General features: G+C 30.0%; 18 protein-coding genes and 1 riboswitch. Of the genes, 10 read left to right on the forward strand and 8 right to left on the reverse strand.

Translation table 11 applies throughout. The features are described from left to right. The first annotated feature begins 207 nt into the window (after positions 1–207). Positions 208–1,581: a DUF3179 domain-containing protein gene (locus J8L88_RS17870; protein ID WP_211061469.1), complete on the forward strand. Its 1,374-nt coding sequence runs from the start codon at positions 208–210 to the stop codon at positions 1,579–1,581. A 59-nt stretch (positions 1,582–1,640) separates the two neighbouring features. Here the strand turns inward: J8L88_RS17870 and metE are convergent, their stop codons facing one another. Beyond that, positions 1,641–3,959, reverse strand: a complete 2,319-nt coding sequence (gene metE, locus J8L88_RS17875; RefSeq protein WP_211061470.1) for a 5-methyltetrahydropteroyltriglutamate--homocysteine S-methyltransferase — start codon at positions 3,957–3,959, stop codon at positions 1,641–1,643. 169 nt (positions 3,960–4,128) lie between these two features. Beyond that, positions 4,129–4,320, reverse strand: a riboswitch (cobalamin riboswitch). A 156-nt stretch (positions 4,321–4,476) separates the two neighbouring features. Between metE and J8L88_RS17880 the strand changes: the two genes are divergently transcribed. Beyond that, complete coding sequence (locus tag J8L88_RS17880; protein WP_118385913.1) at positions 4,477–4,713, forward strand: CDGSH iron-sulfur domain-containing protein; 237 nt, start codon at positions 4,477–4,479, stop codon at positions 4,711–4,713. 57 nt (positions 4,714–4,770) lie between these two features. Here the strand turns inward: J8L88_RS17880 and J8L88_RS17885 are convergent, their stop codons facing one another. Both J8L88_RS17885 and J8L88_RS17890 read right to left on the reverse strand, forming a co-directional pair. Next, complete coding sequence (locus J8L88_RS17885) at positions 4,771–6,096, reverse strand: serine hydrolase (protein ID WP_211061471.1); 1,326 nt, start codon at positions 6,094–6,096, stop codon at positions 4,771–4,773. Positions 6,097–6,247: 151 nt separating this feature from the next. Beyond that, positions 6,248–6,664 (reverse strand): MotA/TolQ/ExbB proton channel family protein, encoded by a 417-nt coding sequence (locus J8L88_RS17890; RefSeq protein ID WP_051336166.1) that lies wholly within the window; start codon positions 6,662–6,664, stop codon positions 6,248–6,250. A gap of 216 nt (positions 6,665–6,880) precedes the next feature. Here J8L88_RS17890 and J8L88_RS17895 point away from each other — a divergent pair, with 216 nt between their 5' ends. Together J8L88_RS17895 and J8L88_RS17900 are read left to right on the forward strand one after the other, a co-directional pair. Further along, positions 6,881–7,957, forward strand: coding sequence for a sensor histidine kinase (locus J8L88_RS17895; protein WP_211061472.1), 1,077 nt, complete (start codon positions 6,881–6,883; stop codon positions 7,955–7,957). After that, entirely contained in the window at positions 7,947–8,657 is a 711-nt protein-coding gene (locus tag J8L88_RS17900; RefSeq protein WP_211061473.1) for a LytTR family DNA-binding domain-containing protein, read from the forward strand. The genes J8L88_RS17895 and J8L88_RS17900 overlap by 11 nt, the downstream gene beginning before the upstream one ends. Positions 8,658–8,714: 57 nt before the next feature. Here the strand turns inward: J8L88_RS17900 and lpdA are convergent, their stop codons facing one another. Beyond that, a complete protein-coding gene (gene lpdA, locus J8L88_RS17905; RefSeq protein ID WP_118385909.1) occupies positions 8,715–10,121 on the reverse strand; it encodes a dihydrolipoyl dehydrogenase in 1,407 nt (468 codons plus the stop codon). Positions 10,122–10,338: 217 nt separating this feature from the next. Here lpdA and J8L88_RS17910 point away from each other — a divergent pair, with 217 nt between their 5' ends. Further along, positions 10,339–11,904 carry a hypothetical protein gene (locus J8L88_RS17910; protein WP_211061474.1) on the forward strand — a complete coding sequence of 522 codons (1,566 nt, stop codon included), beginning with the start codon at positions 10,339–10,341 and terminating at the stop codon, positions 11,902–11,904. Positions 11,905–11,972: 68 nt separating this feature from the next. Here J8L88_RS17910 and J8L88_RS17915 read toward each other — a convergent pair whose 3' ends face one another. Then, positions 11,973–12,890: a leucine-rich repeat domain-containing protein gene (locus J8L88_RS17915; RefSeq protein ID WP_211061475.1), complete on the reverse strand. Its 918-nt coding sequence runs from the start codon at positions 12,888–12,890 to the stop codon at positions 11,973–11,975. Positions 12,891–13,005: 115 nt separating this feature from the next. Between J8L88_RS17915 and J8L88_RS17920 the strand changes: the two genes are divergently transcribed. From J8L88_RS17920 to J8L88_RS17940, 5 genes are read left to right on the forward strand one after another with little or no spacing between them, the layout of a single operon-like run. Then, complete coding sequence (locus J8L88_RS17920; RefSeq protein ID WP_118385906.1) at positions 13,006–13,542, forward strand: GNAT family N-acetyltransferase; 537 nt, start codon at positions 13,006–13,008, stop codon at positions 13,540–13,542. 11 nt (positions 13,543–13,553) lie between these two features. Beyond that, a complete protein-coding gene (locus J8L88_RS17925) occupies positions 13,554–14,711 on the forward strand; it encodes a serine hydrolase (RefSeq protein ID WP_211061476.1) in 1,158 nt (385 codons plus the stop codon). Positions 14,712–14,722: 11 nt separating this feature from the next. Further along, entirely contained in the window at positions 14,723–15,259 is a 537-nt protein-coding gene (locus tag J8L88_RS17930) for a nuclear transport factor 2 family protein (protein ID WP_211061477.1), read from the forward strand. A 46-nt stretch (positions 15,260–15,305) separates the two neighbouring features. Next, positions 15,306–15,824, forward strand: a complete 519-nt coding sequence (gene lspA, locus J8L88_RS17935) for a signal peptidase II (protein ID WP_211061478.1) — start codon at positions 15,306–15,308, stop codon at positions 15,822–15,824. Position 15,825: 1 nt separating this feature from the next. Further along, positions 15,826–16,431 (forward strand): carboxymuconolactone decarboxylase family protein, encoded by a 606-nt coding sequence (locus J8L88_RS17940; RefSeq protein ID WP_027393630.1) that lies wholly within the window; start codon positions 15,826–15,828, stop codon positions 16,429–16,431. An 82-nt stretch (positions 16,432–16,513) separates the two neighbouring features. Here the strand turns inward: J8L88_RS17940 and J8L88_RS17945 are convergent, their stop codons facing one another. The 3 genes from J8L88_RS17945 to J8L88_RS17955 form a co-directional block, all read right to left on the reverse strand. Then, positions 16,514–17,446 carry a hypothetical protein gene (locus J8L88_RS17945; protein WP_211061479.1) on the reverse strand — a complete coding sequence of 311 codons (933 nt, stop codon included), beginning with the start codon at positions 17,444–17,446 and terminating at the stop codon, positions 16,514–16,516. Positions 17,447–17,640: 194 nt separating this feature from the next. Continuing rightward, on the reverse strand, positions 17,641–18,297 hold the full coding sequence (locus J8L88_RS17950) for a hypothetical protein (RefSeq protein WP_118385901.1): 657 nt from the start codon (positions 18,295–18,297) through the stop codon (positions 17,641–17,643). Positions 18,298–18,491: 194 nt separating this feature from the next. Continuing rightward, a complete protein-coding gene (locus J8L88_RS17955) occupies positions 18,492–19,325 on the reverse strand; it encodes a LytTR family DNA-binding domain-containing protein (RefSeq protein ID WP_051336164.1) in 834 nt (277 codons plus the stop codon). Positions 19,326–19,416 lie beyond the last annotated feature (91 nt).

Here is a 19,416-nt window from a genome sequence, read left to right on the forward strand (position 1 = left end):
ATAAAACGCTAAATATTATTACCTGTATAGGCTTACATTATTAGGCACAAAGAGAACATTAGATATACTTGCCTCCGATGCATTAAAAAGTGTCTAAATACACCTATTGATAATCTAACATATAATACATAAGAACATAAATACTAAAATTTATCAAAACTTGTCGTGATTAACTAATTCATGCGACTGATTTAGAAAATTGGTCCGATGAAAAATATATTTATAATATTACTTGTTTTATTAAGTCATAACATTCTAATATCTCAACAAAGGACACTAAAGAAAGTTCCCAAAGAGGATCATCAATATTTTTTAGACTTGTTTACATCAACAAACCCCAAAGTACACAAGCTTGCTATAAAACATATTGAAACTAACTGGTCAGAAAGTTTTGAGATTCTAGCTATAGAATCTCTTTATTTCCTTAACCATCAATCAACTACTTTTAAATTATTTAATATTCTAAATAAAAAAACTAGAAAAAATTATGGATATGATTTTAATAAATGGTATCAATATATCTGGAATAAAAAACCTACATATACCAAAGAATACTATTCCTTTAAAGCAGCATTGCACAAATCATTAGATAGTCGATTTAATACTTATTTTTTAAATCGTGAAAATTTATCTACTATTAGATTAGATGAGGTTCGATGGGGAGGTGTTATACAAGACGGAATTCCGCCACTTAGAAACCCTAAAATGATTAGTGCAAATAACGCAAGATATCTTAACAACAATGATATTGTTTTTGGTATTTCTGTTAATGGAGATGTCCGAGCATATCCTAAACGCATTCTAGCTTGGCATGAAATGTTTACTGACACAGTTGGAGATACTCCTGTTGCTGGGGTATATTGTACACTTTGCGGAACTGTTATTCTATACAAAACCGAAAAAGATGGTATCCAATATCAAATGGGAACCAGTGGCTTTCTCTATAGATCAAACAAACTAATGTATGATCAAAAAACACAATCTCTTTGGAATACTCTTTGGGGAAAGCCTGTTATAGGACCATTAGTAGAAAAAAGAATTGAACTAGAATACTTAAGTGTAGTTACTACAACCTGGGGAGCTTGGAAAAAGCGACATCCTAATACTACCGTTTTATCTTTACAAACTGGCCATAAAAGAGATTATGGAGAAGGTGTTGCTTATAAAAACTATTTTTCAACAGATCAACTAATGTTTTCCGTTCCCAAAAAAGATAAACGATTAAAAAACAAACAAGAAATACTAGCAATAAGATTACCTACTGAAACTGATGAAAACATTGCAATTTCTTCTAAATTTCTTAAGAAAAACAACATATATCAAAATCAAATTAATAATAAAAACATTACTGTATTTACGGATAAAAGTGGATCACATAGAGTATACTTCACAGCAAAAACTAAATTTATCTCCTATAATAAGCAATCTACCGCTACCGATCAAAAGGGAAATACCTGGACCATATATGAAGATCGTTTAGAAAATAATAAAACTAAAGAAATAGCATATCGTTTACCTACACATAATGCGTTTTGGTTTGGATACAAAGCTGCTTTTCCCGATACAAAATTGATTAAATAACAAGGCCTCCTTTTTTAGGAGGCCATTTTTTGATTAAGATTACTTCTGACTAAAAAGAACTAAACCGCTTGTAACGCTTCTTTCCTCAATTGTTTAGCAGCACCTACCATAGTTTTAAGAGCTTTTTCTGTTTCTTCCCAACCACGGGTTTTTAATCCACAATCTGGATTGATCCATAATTGATCCACAGGAAGGTATTTTTGTGCTTTATGCATTAATTCTATAATCTCATCTTTATGAGGAACTCTTGGCGCATGAATATCATAAACGCCTGGTCCTATTTCATTAGGATATTTATAATCTGCGAAAGCATCCAACAACTCCATTTGAGATCTAGAGCATTCAATTGTTATTACGTCTGCATCTAAATTTGCTATTTGATCAATAATATCATTAAATTCAGAATAACACATATGGGTATGTATTTGTGTAGTATTGGATACTATAGATGAGGCAATTTTAAATGATTGAATTGCCCATTCAAAATAATCACTATGATATTTACTCTTTAAAGGAAGACCTTCTCTTAATGCTGGTTCATCAATCTGAATTATATTAATCCCATTATCTTCTAAATCCTTTACCTCATCTCTTATCGCTAAAGCTATCTCATTACAAGTTATAGATTCAGGTTGATCATTTCTTACAAAAGACCATTGCAAAATAGTTACAGGCCCTGTAAGCATGCCTTTTACCGGTTTTGAAGTTAATGATTGTGCGAATAAAGTCCAATCTATCGTCATTGGATTTGGTCTCTTTACACTACCATAAATAATAGGAGGTTTTACACAACGAGATCCATAACTCTGGACCCAACCGAATTTAGTAAAAGTAAAACCATCTAGCTTTTCTCCAAAATATTCTACCATATCATTACGCTCAAACTCCCCGTGAACTAAAACATCTAACCCTATTTCTTCTTGCCAACGAATTACTTTTATGATTTCTTCTTTTATGTATTCTTCGTACTGCATTAAAGAAATATTTCCTTTTTTATATTGATATCTCCAACTTCTTACTTTTTTTGTTTGTGGAAACGATCCAATAGTCGTAGTTGGGAAAACAGGTAGGTTTAAATTTTTATGTTGCACTTCTTTACGAAGGTTAAAAGAATTTTTTCTTACTATATCCTGCTTCGAAATTGCTTTGACTTTTTCATCAACCTCTGAATTATGAATTCTTTCTGAACTACTCCTATTCGCATGAGAAATTATGTTTTTTTCTAATTCTTCAAATACTTTATCTTCTTTTTCTAAAAGAGTAACCTCCTTTAAAGTAACTACTTCTTTTAATTTTTGTTTTGCAAAAGATAACCAGTCTTTAACCTCTAAGGATAATTTCTCATTATTTGCTTCTAAATCTAAGTCACATGGTGAATGAAGTAATGAACAAGAAGGTGCTATCAAAATAGTGTTTTCTTCTCTCTTTTCTTTCGCTCTATTTATATATGATAATGACTCTTGATAATTGTTTTTCCATATATTTCTTCCATCTACAACCCCTAATGAAAGATGTATCCGTTCGGGAATACTATCCAATACACTATCTAATTGTTCTGGACACTTGACTAAATCAATATGAATCGCATCAATAAGAAGTTTATTTGCTATTAATTCTAAATTATCTTGGATACTCTCAAAATAGGTTGCTATCATTATTTTTAAATCCGGAAAAGAGCTTTTTAATTTAAGATATGCTTGTTTGTATACTTCTTTCTCTTTTTTGGTTAGATCAAGTGCTAAAAAAGGCTCATCGAATTGTATCCATTCAACCCCTAAAGAAACCAATTTCTTTATTAAATCTATATATACTGGTATTAACTTATCCACTAGATCAATTGTTTCAAAACTTTCTCCTTTTGCTTTTCCTAATAACAGATAAGACACAGGACCAATTAATACTGGTTTTGTTTGTATACCAATTTCTTTTGCTTCATAAAACTCATCAATTACTTTCGTAGAAGACAAGGTAAACTCTTGATTTTTATAAAACTCTGGAACAATATAATGATAGTTAGTATCAAACCATTTTGTCATTTCCATCGCTGTAATATCATAACTATCCTTTTGATATCCTCTAGCCATTGCAAAATACAAGTCTAAATAACTAAGCTTATTAACTAATAGGCTCTGATATCTTTTGGGGATCGCTCCAACCATCAATGACATATCTAAAACTTGATCATAAAATGAAAAATCATTAGACGGTATTAAATCTATACCTGCTTCTTTTTGTAATAACCAATTCTCTTTTCGGATGTTTTTTCCTACCTGTAGTAAATTCTTCCTACTAGTTTTTCCAGACCAATATTGTTCTGAAACTTTTTTTAATTCCCTTTCGCTACCAATACGCGGATAGCCAAGATTGTGTGTAAGCATAACTTTAAACTTTTAAAAATTAATATTAATTTTTAAAGCTCTTTGTATAAATTAGTGTGCTTATAGAAATGAAGAGAATTAAAATAATGCATATAGTTATATCACCAAAAAAAGTTAAAAACCCTTTTAGTGTGCATCAAACTTAACCAAAACTTCAATTCGCGAAAGCATAGTCAATTCAATAATAGGCAGGTCTCCTGACTTATAACATTTTTATCATCCTTCCCATTTTTTATAATAAAACAGTGGATATAAATTGATAAAAACTATATGGTTACTTACAGTTGCGCGACAGCTCGTGATTCTCACACGATTCCCTATTAATTCACAATTAAGCAAAACCTATATTGGTTGATATAAAATTTTATCTAAAGAACTTTAATTCTACATAAAAATACTTTAAATAATCTGATGACACTCCTAAAACAGCATTAAAAGAAGATTATTTAAACATTCTTAATTTAAAATCAATCTTAATTTAGGAATTAATAATTTTAATATCAAAATAATTAAGATTATGGAGAATAACATACGAGGTGGTGACTCACCAGTTCCTTGTCAATTAGAAGCTAATAAAAATTACGCCTGGTGTACCTGTGGTCATAGTGAAAACCAACCTTTTTGTAACGGAGCGCATAAAACAACTGGAGGCACTCCTCCAACTATTTTCACTGTGGAAGAAGCAAAGGAAGCATATTTATGTACCTGTAAATTAACTAGTAACCCACCATATTGCGATGGATCACATAAATAATAGAAAAACCTCTGTTTATTATTGTAACTAGAGAAACAGAGGTTTTTTTTATATTATTTATTTTCTTTTAAAAGATACTTTATTTCCATTTAACTCTAATACCATTGTACTTTCATCTGTATTAAAGTTAATAGTCGCTCCTGCTCTATCTGATTTAAATCCATTCTTCTGATATCCAACTAATGGAAATGTAGGACCATCTTTAGCACTGGCAATCAACGTTGTATTTTCTTTTGTAAAAGTAATTTGAAAAGGGAAGGACTTGCTAATATAAACCCCTAAAAAAACATCCAATTCTTCTGTAGCAAACTCTAATGGTGCATTAAACACTGGAAGTTTATAATCCTGATCATAATAGCTTTTTAATACATTTACAATACAATTATTTGGTGACATTACTACTCCATTACCTATATAAGAAACCACTATTTTTTCCTCTGGCAGGTACATTGTAAGGGATTGGAAACCATCAATACCTCCATTATGACCATAGGCTTGTTTTCCAAAAAAGGTCTCTCCTCCTAGACCGATTCCCATTCCTGTAGATGTATCCATCATAATTTCTAAAGAGGCATTTGATACTAGTTTCCCAGAAAATAAACTATTGTAAAAAATATTAACCTCTGTTGGTGTAGATACTATTGCTCCAGCTCCTATCGGTACGCTCATATCTGTATGTTTTTCTATTTTAACCCACTTATTACCATTCTTAACATAAGAAAGAGCTTCATTGTTACTTGTATCAATATTTTTTCCATAAGCAGTTCTTTTTAGACCTAAAGGTTGTATTATTTTCGACTGCAAAATTTCTGAATATGTTTTACCTTCAATTTCTTCGGCGATGTACGAGAGTAACAAATAATTCGTGTTAGAATATGCTGTCTTTTCTCCAGGTTCAAAACTCCCTTCTTTTTTCAACAATCTATCTATCATCTGTTTTCTAGTATTAGGTACAATCATCCATTTCATAAAATCTTCATCCTCTGTTAAATTAAATAAACCGCTACGATGACGCAACATATGTCCAATTGTTATTTTATCAGCATTAGAAACTTTTGGGAAATAATCACTTAATAAGGTTTCTAAATCCAACTTATTATCTTCTATTAATTGCATGATTATTGTTGCTGTAAAAGTTTTTGTAATAGACCCAATTCTATATATCGTCTCAGAATTTGCCTTTGTTTTATGTGCTAAATCAAGATAACCAATGGAATTTTTATAGATTTCTTTTCCTTGTCTATAAATAGAAATGCTTCCCATACCTTTATCATTAGCATCCAATAATTCAAAAAAACTGTCTAATGTAGATTTATTAAATGTTTGTGCCTGTATGGTCACAATGTTTATCAAAAGAACTGTTATTATTACTTTTCTAATCATATCTATCTTATTTATTTGTTTGAAAAATAACACACGTTAATACCTGATCAAAAAACATTTTGATCTATAATAACATCATGTTTATTAAGTGTTTTTGATATTGATAACCTAGTGAGGTTATACTATTTTTGGTAGGTAAGGTTACTGTTATTTATTCGGATTCTTTACTAATCCAAGTAAATACTATAGAAGCCGCTCTAGAAATTATAAATACACAAAAACCAAAAATTGGAGGAAGTGCGGATACTTTTAATCCTCCTGCAAAAACATCAGAAGATATTTCACTAATTGCCTCCATTTTGTCAAACATACCAACAATACCGATAAGTTGTCCAAGCATACCCCATACTACAGAAAAAAGACCAATCGAATTTAGTAATTGAATATTCTTATTAAGTCCTACATGATTTTTACGAATCGAAATGATTGCTTTAACAATTAAAAAAAATACTAGTAATAACATTATTAAAATTGGAAACATAAAAAACATCCCTCCTTCCTCTAAACGTTGGAAAAATTGAAAAAAAAGAATTGGATTTTGTGATTGAATAATGGATAATGATATCATAGTGTATATTTTTTTAAATTAAACATACTCAAAACTAGTATCTAAATTCTCTGAAATATTTTTTTTGCGCTTGTTTACCAAATTTGTTGTGTTTTTAACATAATCAATACTTACTAGAGAAACATCCATTTTTATTATGTTATAACGGTCATTAAAATGGTTATTCGCCCAAAAATACATTATGAAAAGTAAAAAATACTGATATTGTACTCCAATATGATCTCTAAAGATACAATTCTTAAAAAAATTGCTTCCATATTACTACACGTTATTTTCTGGGTGGTAGTATTGTTTTCCTATACCTATTTTTTTGGTTACAACACTGATGATATCAGTTATGTTTTCTCCTTTTCTCTATTTCTAATGCCAGTAACAATAGGAACTACATATGCTGTAACAGACATCTTAATACCTAAATATTTAATTAATGAAAAATATATTCTATTTATAATTTATTGTATTTATACAATTATCATTTCTACCTTTTTTATAGTAATTTCCTTTTTTTATGGATTGATTTTTTTATCATCACTAAAATATGAAGGAATGGCACCTATGACCAGAAGTCCTTTTTTCCTATTTATTGCAGTCTATTTTGTTGTTTTTATAGCAAGTGCATTAAATCTAGCGCAACATAACTATAAGTCCAGAACAGCTAATCAAGAACTTAAAAACAGAATTCTAGAAGCTCAACTAAAACTAAAGGAGCAAGAATTGAATTATCTAAAGATGCAGATACATCCTCACTTCTTATTTAACACTTTAAATACGTTATATGGATTTGCACTAAAGAAATCCGATGACACTCCAGAAATGATACTAAAACTATCTAATTTATTAGATTATTTATTGTATCAATCCGACAAACCTTTGGTTTCATTACAAGAAGAAATAAATCATATTGAAGACTATGTAGCCTTAGAAAAAATGCGATTTAGTGATGTTCTAGACATTTCTTTACAGGTAGAAAACATAAAAAACACTATACAAATAGCTCCGATGCTATTAATTCCATTTGTAGAAAACAGTTTTAAGCACGGCCAAATTGTAGATCAAAAATTATCTATCTATATCCATTTAAAATATATCGATAATGAAATTCATTTTTTAATAAAAAATTCTATTCACTCTTTTACAGAAAAAAGCCAAAAAGGAATCGGGTTAAATAATATAAAAAAGCGATTATTATTAGTATATAAAGATAATCATGAACTTACCATTTTAGAGAATCAGAACTGGTATACCGTACAATTAATATTAAAAAACTTAAAAGCACCTACTAATGAGTTCTAAAATATCATGCATCATAGTAGATGATGAACCTACCGCTCGAGATATTATTGCAAGTCATATAGCAAAAATCGATCGTTTAGAAGTTGTTGCCATATGTAATAGCGCTTTAGAAGCATTTAATCACATTAATTCGAAACAAGTGGATCTTATTTTTCTGGATATTAATATGCCTGAAATATCTGGAATTTCATTTGCTAAATCTATCAATAAAGAAATTAAGATTATTTTTACCACTGCTTATAGAGAATATGCTATAGAAGGTTTTGATCTACATGCAGTAGATTATTTACTAAAACCAATTTCTTTCGAACGATTATTAAATGCAGTAAATAATTATTTTGAAACTCATCATAAAGTATCTTTAACAAAAACTCCAGAAACAGTAGTAAACGATTTCATTTTTGTAAGATCGGACCGAAGAATGAAAAAAATAGATTTCTCAGAGATTATTTATATAGAAAGTTATAATGATTATCTAAAAATTCATTGCGATAATGCAACTATTGTTACCAGAGAAACTATTAGTAACATAGAGGCTAAACTGCCCGTAAAACAATTCATGCGAACCCACAGATCATTTATTATTTCCATTAAAAAAATAGATTCTTTCTCTAATGAAGAATTAGTTCTTAATAACAAATCAATTCCTATTAGTAGAAATTATAAAACTGAAGTTCTAAATAGATTAGAGAACATATAAAAAAATCCCACTTCTAATTAAAAGTGGGATGATATATAAGATTTAAAAAAGTTCTTTTTAAACGTGTAATGGTCTATTATCTGTTGCAGCTAATGCTGCTTCTTTAATAGCTTCTGTAAAGGTAGGATGTGCATGAGACATTCTACTAATATCTTCTGCAGATGCTCTAAACTCCATAGCAGTAACAGCTTCGGCAATTAGATCAGCACAACGTGCACCAACCATATGAACTCCTAATACCTCATCTGTATTCTCGTCTGCAAGAATTTTCACAAACCCATCTAAATCGGCGCTTGCTCTTGATCTACCTAATGCTCTAAACGGAAATTGTCCAGATTTATACTTAATTCCAGCTTCTTTAAGTTCTTCTTCAGTTTTACCAACTGCAGCAACCTCTGGCCAAGTATATACTACTCCTGGAATCAGGTTATAATCAATATGTGGTTTTTGTCCAGCTAATATTTCTGCAACAAAAACTCCTTCTTCTTCTGCCTTATGAGCTAACATTGCTCCTTTTATTACATCACCAATGGCATAGATATTACTTACAGAAGTCTGTAAATGATCATTTACTTCTACCTGTCCTCTATCCGTTAACTTTACTCCTGCAGCTTCAGTATTTAATCCATCGGTATATGGTTTTCTACCAACAGATACCAAACAATAATCACCTTTAAACTCTACAGGATTTCCTTTTTTATCATCAGCAGTAATCGTTACTTGTTTTGCTGTAGCCTTTACTCCAGTAACCTTATGCGATGTATAAAACTTCACTCCTTGTTTTTTCATTACCTTTTGTAGTTCTCTGGATAATGCTTTATCCATTCCAGGGATAATTCTATCCATATATTCTACAACAGAAACCTCAGCTCCTAAACGACGATATACTTGTCCTAGCTCCAATCCGATTACACCTCCACCGATAATAACCATATGTTTAGGTACTTCTTTAAGCTTTAAAGCCTCTGTAGAAGTGATCACTCGTTTCTTATCTAACTTGATAAAAGGTAAAGAAGATGGTTTAGAACCAGTAGCTATGATTATATTCTTAGCTTCAATTGTTTCTACAGAATTATCAGATTTCGTAATATTTACGTGTGTAGCGTCCTTAAAAGATCCAACACCTTCATACCTATCAATCTTATTTTTTTTCATTAAGAAATCAACTCCACCTGTGGTTTGATCAACTACAGCTTGCTTACGAGCAATCATTTTTTCAAGATTGATCTTTACATCACCCGGAATTTCAATTCCATGATCAGCAAAGTGCTTTACCGCATGCTCATAATGATGAGAAGAATCTAGTAATGCTTTACTAGGAATACACCCTACATTAAGGCAAGTCCCACCAAGTGTTGAATATTTTTCGATTATTGCAGTTTTCATTCCCAGTTGTGCGCAACGGATAGCTGCAACATACCCACCAGGTCCAGAGCCAATTACGGCTACATCATATGTACTCATAAGAGATTTTTACGTTGGCATATTAAATTCGAATAACAAATGTACAAATGTTTTGCTTCTTACAGAAGCGAAGATCTTGTCAAATTTTTATTAAAAAAGCAATATTAGTAGTGATTAAAAAGTTATACATTTAGTCCATTGATAAACTTATTAGAAATTAGTAATTTCTCTGAGTAGGTTTGTCAATCAAATTTTAATAAAAAACAGCTATTAAATAATGCGCTACTTATCATCTCTTTTTCTTCTTGCTATAATAGTTTTGTGGAGTTCTTGTCGTAAAGATTTTGAATCTGGACCAAGTACTGGAAATCTACAATTCTCTACAGATACTCTATTTCTAGATACTATTTTTACTAATATTGGATCTAGTACATATAGTTTTAAAGTATATAATAGAACTAATGATGATTTTACGATTCCTAGTATTGCTTTAGAACGTGGAGAAACTTCCAATTATAGATTAAATGTAGATGGAATTCCTGGTAAGTCTTTTGAAGACATTCAGGTTTTAGCTAAAGACAGTATTTTTGTTTTTGTAGAAACCACAACAGATATAGCACAACAGACAGGGGATTTAGAGTTTATATATACAGATCGTATTCTTTTTGACCCTAATGGAAGTCAGCAAGACGTAGATCTAGTTACTTTAGTTAAAGACGCTGTATTTCTATTTCCATCTAGAGATGAAAACGGTATTGTAGAGACATTGCTTTTAGGAGAAGATGATAATATGGAAGAAATAAGGATAGAAGGCTTTTTCCTAGAAGATGATCAATTAAATTTTACTAACGAAAAGCCTTATGTGATTTATGGTTTCGCAGCTATACCTCCAGATCGAACCTTAACTATTGATGCAGGAGCAAGAATACATTTTCATGATCAATCTGGAATAATAGCAGCCAATAACTCTACGTTATTGGTAAATGGAGATGTGAGTAGTGATCCTGATTTATTAGAAAACGAAGTAATTTTCGAAAGTGATCGATTAGAGCCTGGTTTTAGTGATATTCCTGGTCAATGGGCATTTATCTGGCTCACTGCTGGAAGTACTGGACACCTTATTAATCATGCAACTATAAAGAATGGCTCTGCAGGTATTATTATGGACTCTAATGATGGAGGAGCAGATCCTACACTTACTATCACTAATTCTCAGATTTACAATAATTCCGCATATGGAATATTAGCACGAACTGCTAATATTTCGGGAGAGAACTTAGTCATCAACAACTCAGGAATAAATTCATTATACGCATCTTTTGGTGGTACTTATAATTTTAATCACTGTACATTTGCCAACTATTGGAATACTAGTTTTAGGGATACTCCAGCAGTAGCATTTGATAATATATTTGTGGTCACAGATGAAAATGGAACTATAACGGATATTCGTACAGAAAACCTTTTAGAAGCAAACTTTACTAATTGTATTATTTATGGTAATGAAAATATTGAATTAGGTATCACTAGAGCTGAAGGAACAATTTTTAATTACAACTTTACCAATTCTCTTATTCGTTTTGAAGATCCTACAGGACAATTCTTAGATAACCCGTTGTATGATTTCACAAACAATAGTTTATATGAAAATACTATTTTTAGTGAAAATCCTGACTTTAAAGATCCATTTGATAATCTATTAAATATTGGAGAAGACTCTGCTGCTAATGGGCAAGCTTCTACTCCTACTATGGGTACAGATATCTTAGGAACTATGCGTAGTGCTACCGCTCCGGATATTGGAGCCTATGAAAGTGTTATCTTTGAAATGGATGAGAATTAAACAATATTAAAAAACAAGCATCAAGAAAAAGAATAACATTAAGTGTTTTTGGAGATAATAGATATTCTTCAAAAAATAACTTTAGTATCTGATAATTCATTTTTGATACGTTCTTTTTCCGTTTGGGAAAAGTTATTTTTACTTAATTCTAAAACCTTAAGCGAAGAAAATCCCTTTAAATCTTTTGGCAAAAACTTCAAATTGTTATCTCTAAGTAATACCACTTTAACATTTGGACAGTCTTTTAAAACAGTAACTAATTTTGAAATAGAAAGATTAGGATTATTGTCTAACATCAAACCTTCAAGACTGCTTAACGAATTTAATTTTTTAGGAATTACAGTAAGATCATTTTCAGATAATGCCAAAACTTTAAGCGAATTAATACCACTTAAAACACTGAATACTTGCTCTAAATCTAGATCTGGATTTTTTTTAAGATGTAATTCTGTAAGTTTATTTAAATTTATAAAATTGTCTGGGATATTCTTTAACTTATTTTCGCTTAAATATAGAAAGTCAAGATTTTCTAGCCCTATTAAAACTTCAGTAGCTTGCGCTATGTCTAAATCCGGATTATTAGCCAAATCAATTTCTCTAAGATTCGATAACTGAATCAAGAATTCAGGTAATTGTTCTAATTTATTTGCTCTTAAATTTAATACTGACAACTGATGTAATTGCCTAAATTCTATGGGTATCGTAGAAAGCTTATTACCTTTTAGGTTTAAGAGTTTTAACGTATTCAATCGTACAATCTGCTTTGGGGTTTGCGCTAGATTACAGTCAGTCAGATATAAGGATTGTATATGTTCTAATTTCTTTATTTTCGTAGAAAAATCCTCCAACTCATTGCAATCGAGATATAAAGAGGTTAGTTGACCTCCTGCACTAATAACTTCTGCAATAGATGTTTTTTTATCAACTTGCGCGAAACATATAATTCGAAATAGAAAGAAGCAAGTAACAAATTGTAATTTTCTCATTAATATGTTCTTATTAAATATTTCTTTTCCATAACCGTTAATTATCAAATATAATATCTTTTATTCTCAATTATCTAAATTATATGTACCTTCTCATTCTTTATTTTTAGTGCCCATGAATTCATATTTATTTCAATCAGAGAGACTTGGTTTCCGAAACTGGGATGTTAGTGATGTAGATGTTTTTTTTAGTGAAATCAATAACGATGACGATGTCATGGAATTCTTCCCGTTTAAACCTACACGAGAACAAACAAAAGAATTTATTTTACGTATGCAACATATGTATAGTAAAATCGGTTTTTGTTATTTCGCAGTAGACTTATTAGAAACTAAAGAATTAATTGGTTTTATCGGTCTTAGCGAACAAATTTACATAAAAGAACTAGGAACTTTTGTTGATATTGGTTGGAGGCTTAAAAAATCAGTTTGGAGAAAAGGATATGCTACAGAAGGTGCAGTAGCTTGTTTACAATACGGTTTTAAGCATCTAGGGTTGAATACAATTTATTCGGTAGCTTCTGAGACAAATATAAACTCCATTGCTGTAATGAAGAAAATTGGAATGCAACAAATTAAAACATTTGATCATCCCAAATTAGTTAACTATCCTGATTTAGTATCTTGTGTTTTGTTTTCTGTAACTTCATAAATTATTCTATTATGTCTTCTAAAAACTACTCCTTATTTTTAGTTATTACTTTTCTAACAATTGTTTTTCAATCCTATGGACAAGAAGAATTATTAGATGATAATAGTATTAGTAAGGAATTAGATATTCTTTTCTCTAAGGAGTTTCCTACTAACGAACCAGGTGCCGCTGTACTTTTAATAAAAGGAAAACGAAAAATATTTGAGAAAGCATATGGTATTTCCGATATAAAAACAAAGGAAAAAATTACTCCTAATACAGTATTTAATACAGGTTCTATTTCTAAAACATTTGTAGCTAATGGAATTTTGATACTTCAAGAAAGAGGAGGATTATCTATTGATGACCCTATTCATAAATATTTTCCTGATTTCGTAAACCCTGAAATTGCAAAAAAAGTAACAATAAAACATTTACTATCACATACTTCAGGATTACCGGACCTAAGAAACGTTAGAGAAAATCCAGAATATTTCATTACCGCTAAAGACACAGCTAATTTTGAACCTATAAAGCAGGCAGATAACCTATTATTTGAACCAGGCGAAAAATTCAAGTATTCCAACCCATCATATAACGGATTAGCATTAATCATAGAAAAGGTAGCAAAACAAAAATGGCAACAATTTATAATTGATAATATCTTTATTCCTTCAGGAATGAATACCAGTAAGATTACGGATGGAGATCATCCAAAAACAGGAGTTGCTCATGCTTATAACAAAGACCAAAAAGGGGTTTACCAAGAATCTGATTATGGTGAAGTACCTACTTTTGCTGCATCTGGTAATGGTGGAATATGGAGTAATATTAATGAATTAGTTAATTATGAAAAAGCACTACAGAATCAAGTTTTTTTATCAGCAGAAACAGTGAAACAATCTAGAACCGTTTTTAATCCTCCAAATTGGAATGATACCACAACTCCTAATGTCGGTTATAGTTGGTTTTTAGGATTAAATGGAATTCTTAGATCTAATATCGATAAAGAAATTACCACTCCTATTGTTTCACATACTGGATCTCAAGGAGGCTTTAGGGCATTCTATATTTCATTTCCAGAAAAAGAAATTACTTATGTAATGTTAGCGAATCGTCCAGTAGATAATTTTAGTAATATTATAAAAGAAAGCTTCATACTATTCCTTAAATATGCTTTAATTGATTAAAAAATAAAGTTATGCCAAAAACGAAACACCTAATAACTTGTCTTACATTTCTATTCCTAACATTTTATTCCTATGGACAAGAAGAAATATTCCATCAAAAGATTAATCAAGATATGTATGGTAATTTTTCTGAAGCCTTTAAAAATTTAGATTATTCTTTATTTGCTTCTATTCATAGTAAAGAAATGATCAGAATATCTGGAAGTGGAGGAGAAATTAAAAAAGTGCAAGATTACCTAAATGGTTATAAAAAAAGATGGAAGAATCCAAAAACAACTGTTTCAATTATAAATTTTAGACTGTTAGAAAGGATAACTTCAGATACTTTAGTTTCTGATCGTGGAATATATAGAGCATCATATACCAATGACAAAAACGAAAAGAAATTTTTCTATGGAAAGTTTCATGTATTACTACGACTAGAAAATAATACTTGGAAGATACTAATCGATTATGACTCTGATGAAAAAGGTACTATAAACAAGCAATCCTACGATGCTGCTTTTTCTCTTTCAGATTATCAAAAATACTGGAAAATCAAGGATTGATATTTTCTTGTTGATACATGTAATAATTTATATCGTTATTTATAGTATGAAAAATATTACTCGAAAAATAAGAATCCTACTTATACTATCATTAGTAATGCTTAACATCGGTTGTGATCAAATTTCTAAAACCGTGGTAAGACAAACCATTGCTTCTGATCAAAAAATTAAAGTGTTTAAAGATAATTTTATTTTAACTAAAGTAGAAAACAGTGGTGCAGCTTATAGTCTTGGATCCGACTTAGCTCCTTTTTTAAAAGTCATTCTATTACAACTATTACCAATACTTGTTTTAGTTTTTTTATTGCGATTAATACTAATCAAGACTACCTATTCTAAAGAGACTATATTAGGCTTCACCTTCATTATTGGTGGTGGTATTGGTAATCTGTACGATCGCATTGTATATGGATCAGTTACCGATTTTATGATTATGGATTTGGGTATTATAAAAACTGAAATATTTAATATGGCAGATGTTTCTATAATGATAGGATCATTTATCATTATTATCGTATCCATTTTTAGTAAACAAAGTTCTTTTTTTAAAGAAGTAAACAATTAATATGAGTTGGATTAAAGAAATCTCATTCGAAAATGCTACTGGTCAGTTAAAACGAATATATGATCGGGTCAAAGGACCTAATAATAATATTGATAATGTACTATCAATACATAGTCTAAGACCTCATACACTAGTTGGACATATGGGATTATACAAAAATGTATTGCACAATGCCAATAATACCTTGCCAAAGTGGTATTTAGAAACACTAGGCGTATATGTAAGTAATTTAAATCAATGCGAGTACTGCGTAGAGCATCATGCTGCAGGTTTAAAACGTTTGTTAAAGGATAACGCTAAATACGATATGGTGATTGATTCTATTAAAAAGAACCAAATGGATCTTGTATTTAGTGATCAGTATTTAGAAGGAATACGATATGCTTACAAATTGACATTATCGCACAGCACTATAACCCAATCTGATATCGAAAATCTTAGGAATCATAAACTAACAGATGGAGAAATATTAGAAATTAATCAAGTAGTAAGTTATTTCAATTATGTAAATAGAACCGTAGTTGGGCTTGGAGTAAATACAACAGGAGATATCATTGGTTTATCTCCTAATGATAATGATGATCCAGAAAACTGGGGACATTCGTAAAAATATATAGCGTTTTGCAAGGTTCCGTTTAACTAGAAAAAATATTTTCCGTCTATCAACTAGATTTACCCTAATTATATATCTATTCGGTCTTTTTTACTAGTTTACTTAAGTTAGGTTCTTTACACCCGCATGGCAATTCGTCGCGATAATCGCAGTATAAGGTGATATACATTTTTTTATCCTTTTTGTGTTTGTTATAAAATTCTTTTAAATTAATAGAATACCTTTTTTCTCCATCAACCTTAAAATATATTTCGTGATGAAAAAGAATATCATTCAAAATTGTCACTTCAAAATCTAAAAAATGTTTCTCTTGATTAGTAATAAAATTATCTTCATAATAAGGCAAAAACAAATTTGTTAATTCAGATATTTGCCTGTTCAAAGAGCCAATCCCAGAAGCATTCCTAGCATCTTCATAAAGTTTTTTATCTAGCCAAGGAAAATCCTTACACGTTACCGTAAAAGGTACAACATCAACATTCCACAAATCAAAAGAAGCATCAAAAACAACAGGAATATATACTATTTTCACAAGTTTTAGAATATTATAATCTAGATATACCTGCTGTACCGGTTTCTCTCCTTCAAAAACAAATTGATCTGGTGTCACAATACCAATGTCGTATTCTGTGTTTTTTGTAGGTTTTCCATTTTCATCTCTATGAAAAACTGGTGGTGAAGCGATGTAATATTTAGAAACATAATAGGGTGCATTTGTTTTTTTATCTATTTGATACCCATAAGGTAAGTTCTTAAATACCTGATCCTTCTTGTTCCACTCTAAACCGCTTGGAGCATCACTCCAGTATTCAATATCTTCATTTGAAATAATAGTATTACATCCTAATAAGGTTACTCCTTGTTGTTTATATTTTTCTTGTGGTATAATTTCCGAAGCACCAACATTAAAATTTACATATGCTGTGGTTTTAGATGGAAGAGTATTCTGAGCAATGATCCTCGAAGAAAATAGTAATATCAATATCATATATAGATTTTGATAATTCATAAAGTCAGTTTTATATTTCACAAATTATGGTAATCAGTAGTTATATTTTTTTAGTGATATCCAAGGTAATAAACAGGTATATGAGAAGCTATGAGTGTTTATACGTGTTTTTCTAACAGGAAATTACAACATAGAGTTAAATGAAGTTATTTAGGCTATTAACATCTATTTCAGTTTACTATTTCATTATAATTTCATTGTTTAGGTAGTCTTCTTAACCCGTATTTATAAACATACGCCATAAATCCAATTATTATCAACATTCCCAGAGCAGATGGAATATACTGACTATGTGGTTGATATTTTTCGAATACTGTTCCGATAAACGCTGATAAAATCCCTGCAAAAGCGCTCGTCATTTTATAAATATGTTCATATACCCAAATTCGATGTTTCTTATATTTTTTCTTAGGAATTAGATATCGTAAGAAATCATAAGTAACGATAAATAATAATGCTCCTACTGTACTATAAATTATGATTGGAGACCAAATCATTCCAATTGACTTAAAATAATATAGAAAATAAGCCAAAACCAAAACACTAACTATGGCAACTATAACATCAATTATTTTAGGAGTATTTGACTTTAATAGCAATATTCTATATCCAGAAAAAGAAACATAGCCGCTTAATATCGTTACAACAAGTAAGAATGTGTTTCTCCCAAAAACGAAGACTCCAATCAAACCAGTAAAAATAACTATAGAAATAAATCCTAAAAAATACTTCCCACTTGTATTGTGCCTCTTACCTCCTTTGATCGTTACTAAAGCGATAATCCCCAGTAACAACGCTATTGAGCCTGCTACGACATGAAGCAGAATGTTTGACCTGTGTAATATATCCATATCTTAAACTTATTTAATTAGACTAATTCGTCTTCAATGTTAAACTGAGTCTAAACAACTAAAATATAAACAGTTGTAAAAGTTAAATATGGTGAATGGTCGAAATTATTGGTGAGTGATAGATAAAGTTGGGTGAACGATTTTAATAAAATTAATAATATCTCACCAAAGAGATTTTTTTTCTTTTAATCTTGTTATTCAATTTTAATTAACTTTCGAATTGTTGTCGAATATCCTTTGCTACTTATAATGGAAGCTAACTTACTCTCAAATATGATCATATACCGACCATTTAAATGAGGTTTTATTTTTCTAATATGACTTTCATTAACAATATATTTTCTATGCACTCTAGAAAAATTTTTACTTAATCTGTTTTCAAGAAAAAGTAACGAATAATCACAAAGCCTTTTTTCTCCTGTTGAGATATACACAAAAGAGTAATTATCAGAGGCTTCAAAATAAACCACATCCTCGATTGGAAATAAAAGAATATTATCTCCTTGTTTTACAGGAATACTAGTAATACAGTTTTCAGAATCTAAAAGTTCAGTTTCCTTGCTTTTCAAAGTATCTAAAGGCACTTGATTTTCAACAAAATTGGAACTTTTATTTTTTACTAAATTATTTTTAAAAAAACTAACACCTAAAACCAAAGAGATAATTCCATTATACAAATACATTTTACCTGAAGAAAAGAGTAGAAATTGTTGACTTTGAAAAACTAATGATCTGATAATATGTTCTATCTCTGTAGCTAAAACACCAATTAGAAAAAAAGTGATAAGTATAAATATATATAATTTACTTTTTGATTTAAAATAATGTTTAAGCCACGATTTATTCAATATGATAACTACTAATGTATATCCTACTATAAAACTTGTCGCTAAAGCCTGAATACTCCATTGAATCCAATTTAAATTACCATTCATGATATAATTAGCTGTCCCAATACCCAAACCGACAAATACAATGTGTAGTAAATATCTGTTCGCTTCTTTAAACTGAAATGGTACAATAATCATTATTAGATAATCTAGTTAGTGTTTATAATTAATTTATGTTAAATATTTATATAACTATCGTGTTTGGTTAAGCTTATCTTATATTTTTAAG

This window comes from Aquimarina sp. MMG015 (assembly GCF_018100855.1).
GTDB lineage: Bacteria > Bacteroidota > Bacteroidia > Flavobacteriales > Flavobacteriaceae > Aquimarina > Aquimarina latercula.